This window comes from Mycetohabitans sp. B2, from assembly GCF_021733735.1.
Lineage (GTDB): Bacteria > Pseudomonadota > Gammaproteobacteria > Burkholderiales > Burkholderiaceae > Mycetohabitans > Mycetohabitans rhizoxinica.
This window is the reverse complement of sequence record NZ_JAHKSP010000024.1, coordinates 1-2,642: the sequence shown is the minus strand read 5'-3', so window position 1 is coordinate 2,642 and position 2,642 is coordinate 1. Positions and strand designations below refer to the sequence as shown.

General features: G+C 57.7%; 2 protein-coding genes. Both read right to left on the bottom strand.

Translation table 11 applies throughout. The annotated features are described in order from the left end of the window. Positions 1-37: 37 nt before the first annotated feature. Positions 38-2,131: a recombinase family protein gene (locus tag KPG66_RS05830; protein ID WP_237070246.1), complete on the bottom strand. Its 2,094-nt coding sequence runs from the start codon at positions 2,129-2,131 to the stop codon at positions 38-40. Next, positions 2,109-2,312, bottom strand: a complete 204-nt coding sequence (locus tag KPG66_RS05825; RefSeq protein WP_237070245.1) for a hypothetical protein — start codon at positions 2,310-2,312, stop codon at positions 2,109-2,111. The genes KPG66_RS05830 and KPG66_RS05825 overlap by 23 nt, the downstream gene beginning before the upstream one ends. Positions 2,313-2,642: the final 330 nt, after the last annotated feature.

The window sequence follows — 2,642 nt, the reverse complement described above, 5'->3', positions numbered from 1 at the left end:
ACGCCGCGGGAGTCGTGTGACATAGTGCATCCTCTGGTTAAAATCCAGGCAGCTTGAGCGACTTCTCGGCGTCCTGTCGGGTCTTGAAATGGGGTGGCCGCCGTTCCTTGATAGCGATCACGCCTTGCCTGACGGCCTCAGAGTCGAGGGCGGCAACCGGAATCTGCCATGGTGCGGAAGGCATGAGCTGAGTTGCAGGCAGAACGCCTTCGCGAATCAGTCGATGAACCGAGCTCGTGTAGATATTCAATCGCCGCGAGGCTTCTTCTACGCTGATTGTTTCGATGTGCGGAGCGGTTGGATCGAAAGGCTCAATCCCCAGACGCTTGCGTAGTTCGGCGACGCGCACAACGGTCCATGACTGCCCGTGCGCTGTCTTACATCTCATACGATTCATGGTGACCGCTAGATCGAGATCTGTCCAATAGCCGCCGAGCTTGCGCAAGACCTCTACGGGGCTCGGGTAACGGTCACTGGGATAGCGCCCCACGCTCGTGCGGGGCACGCGGACCTCGGTATGTCGACCTCCGGTCCAGTGAACTGTGACCACGGCTTCGTTTGCGTCGTCATCAAGATCGATTACCACCTCTTGAATGAGGATGCGAGTCAAGCGTTGTTTGGTACGAGCGTCCGTATCGGGTGCATTCCACGCTAACTGCAAATCGGCAGCAAGCGCCATGAGTCCGGCTTCGTCGATCCTTGGACGCGATGCCGCTTCGGCGTCAAACTGTGAGAGCCGCTCTTCGAGCTGCGCTACCCGCTCCAATGCTGCGTTCCACCGCGCTTCGAGTTCACGAGCGACAAGCCTTTTTGTAGGATCTACCGCCTCGTACCGGCGCGCAGCCAGTGAGACCTCGTAGTGCGCATCTTCGAGTTCGAGTTGCAGCGCACGCTTTACATCGTCCCCAGCAGCGTTAGCACGATGCGCGGCGAGTATTGCAGCCTCCACGGCATGAGGGGAAACGGCTTCCAGAATCAAGGCTGCGACAGCCTGATCGATACGTACGCCGCCAATCCCGATGCAAACCCAGTTTGCGGCACGCTCCTGATCTCCCCGGCAATGGTAACGATGAGCGTGGCCGGCCCGCATGCCATACGTCACGCGCATCATTCGAGCGCAGCGCCCACAACGTACCAGGCCGGTCAGCAACGCTCGCCCACCTCTGGCGGATTTACGGGATGCCCGTTTCTTCATGTGTGCATTCTCGCAGATCATGCGTTGATGTTCTTCGAACTGGTCCCACGTTATATAGCCGGGATGGTTGTTCCGTAGTAGAACGTTCCAGTCCTTCATGGCCTTCGAATGACCTGACGTCTTCCGGACATGCCCGTCAACAACCAATGTACGTTGCGCTTTGCGGCCAAACACATACGCGCCGGCGTACATCGGATGCTGCAATATCTGGATAACAGTGTGGTATGCCGGCAACTTCCAGTCGATCCGCGCACCCGCAACACCGTTACGCATGACGGGCAGACTTGTCTGCGATTGTATGGCCCACAGCAAGACTTGGCGAGCACTGCCGAGCTGTCTGAACTTGGCAAACACGAGACTGATCGCGCCACTTACCCGCTCGTCCGGGTCCATCTCTATCTTCCCCAGTTCGTTCCAGCAATAGCCCGGTGGCAAGGCGAAACGCAATTCGCCGCGACTAGCCTTCGAATCGCGCGCGGCCAGTCCGCGTTGCCGTAGCAGGTTCAACTCGTATTCCGACATTGTGCCCTTCAAACCGAGCAGGAGCCGGTCGTTGATGAGTCGCGGATCATAGACGCCATCGTGATCAATAACGAGTGTGCCAACGAGCGCACATAAATCAACCAGGTGGTGCCAATCTCTACCGTTTCGTGCAAGCCTGGATGCTTCGAGACAGAACACCGCACCGACAGATCCTGCACACACCGCAGCCACCAGTTTCTGGAAGCCGGGCCGATCGACAGCCCCCGAACCGGAACGGCCGAGATCATCGTCGATAGTCAAGACCGATGCAAAACCCAACCCACGTGCAAAATCAGCGAGTGCATATTGGCGACGCTGGCTCTCCTTATGTTCGACAACCTGACTTAGGGTCGACTGGCGCACGTATACGATGGCGCCGCGGCCAAGGTGGTCAGACATGATCTTCTGGCTCATTGAGATCTCCTTGATCGCGTGCCTGTCTCTGCACTTTGCCCAGTGCTTCCAGTAGTAGATCTGCCAGCGCCACTATCAACTCGTCGCGTCGATTGCCCACGAGGCTTTCGTTCCATGCTGGATCGCTCTGCAGTATCAAAGGCAGTTGTATGCCTTGCCCTGTGCTGTTTACCCGCGTCATCGAAATTGCCCTCCGTGCTGAAGAGTTTCGATGATCCACCCATAGTCGGCTGCAGTGCTCGGGTGTGCAGATTGGCGCGCAGTTCGTTCAGAGCTGACAGGCTCAATTGGGGTGAGCCAAGGGACATCGTCGAGCATATTGACGCATCTAGCATCCACACGGGTAGTTCGCGTGAGAGGCCGCCCGGCACATCAAGATGAACTAGCTGGTTTCCTCGGCGCCCGCTACGCCGTACTACTCGGAATTGCTGACCGTGCGCTGGATGCCACGGATACGCGATGATCGCCACTTGCAAACGGTATGTTGAATGTCGTGTGGCTCGGTGACCTT

Excerpts from the sequence above, each read along its gene's own strand:
- KPG66_RS05830 (WP_237070246.1), bottom strand. The coding sequence starts at position 2,131 with ATGAGCCAGAAGATCATGTCTGACCACCTTGGCCGCGGCGCCATCGTA.
- KPG66_RS05825 (WP_237070245.1), bottom strand. The coding sequence starts at position 2,312 with ATGACGCGGGTAAACAGCACAGGGCAAGGCATACAACTGCCTTTGATA.